The 1165-nt window shown below is 67.5% G+C and carries 1 protein-coding gene; it reads left to right on the plus strand.

The features are described from left to right. The first annotated feature begins 124 nt into the window (after nt 1–124). A complete protein-coding gene (locus D0Z08_RS31555) occupies nt 125–1117 on the plus strand; it encodes a toprim domain-containing protein (protein WP_245994685.1) in 993 nt (330 codons plus the stop codon). Nucleotides 1118–1165 lie beyond the last annotated feature (48 nt).

The raw sequence follows: 1165 nt of genomic DNA on the forward strand, positions 1-1165 counted from the left end.
ATCGGCTTGTTGGTCTCTTCGACGATCCGGACAGCTCCCTCACGGAACTCCCGGTCGTACTTCTTCCGCTTCTCTGGCATCTCGATCCTCATTGTCGATGCCTCTACGGTCCGGGGGGAACCTCATGCCCATCCGCGATCCCCACGACCCCACCGGACAGGCGATCCTCGGCTTCGTCGGACGCCGCAACCCCACCAAGACCGACCACGACTACGCCGGACCGAAGTACCTCAACACCCGCACCACCCCGGTCTTCACCAAGGGCGAGGCACTGTTCGGGTACGCCGAAGCCCGCGAACTCCTCGCCGCCGGAGCGCTCCCGGTCATCGTCGAAGGCCCCATGGACGCCCTGGCTATCACCCTGGGCAGCAACGTCGCCGCCGCCGGCATCGCCCCCATGGGCACCGCGCTCACCATCAACCAGATCAGACTGCTCCGAGCCAACATCGACATGGTCAACGGCCGCGACCGCATCGCCGTCGCCACCGACTCCGACCCCGCCGGATGGAAGTCGGCCCAGAAGGCCTTCTGGCACCTCACCGCCGCCGACCTCGACCCCACCCACCTCGAACTGCCCGACGGCCTCGACCCCGCCAAACTGTTCGAGACCCAGGGCGCCGACGCGATCACCGACGCCATCGAGAACGCCTCCCCGCTCGGCGACGCGATGATCGACCACCTGCTACGCACCGCCGGCCACTGGACCGAGACCGACGTCCGACAGAAACTCATCCACCAGGCCGCCCGCATCCTCGCCTCCCGCGGCTCCGAACACTGGCTCGACGGGTTCGAGCGACTGCGCCGCAAGCTGCACTTCGCCCCCGGCATCCTCGAGCACCAGACCATCACCGAGAGCATCGACCGCGACCGAAACCGCACGGCCTACGCCCAAGCCCGCATCGACGACATCAACGCCGAAGAGCGCAAGAAGACCACCAAGAGCGACCCGCACTCCCGTCGCCGGGCAGACGAGAAGCGGCTCGCAGCCGCAACCACCACACCCCGGCCCGGACCCGACGTACCGCCCGCGACGAGGCCCTGTCAATGGCCATGTTGCGGTCCCCGCTGGTGGCCAACTGAAAGTCCCCACCCTCCGCTGAGGTTCAGTGGGTGTTGAGTCGGGTTCCTCCCTTCGCTCGGGCCTGTTTCATGCGGTAGGAGTCGC

Origin of the sequence: Nocardioides immobilis, from assembly GCF_003515065.1 — a bacterium.
Lineage (GTDB): Bacteria > Actinomycetota > Actinomycetes > Propionibacteriales > Nocardioidaceae > Nocardioides > Nocardioides immobilis.

Excerpts from the sequence above, each read along its gene's own strand:
- D0Z08_RS31555 (WP_245994685.1), top strand. The coding sequence starts at position 125 with ATGCCCATCCGCGATCCCCACGACCCCACCGGACAGGCGATCCTCGGC.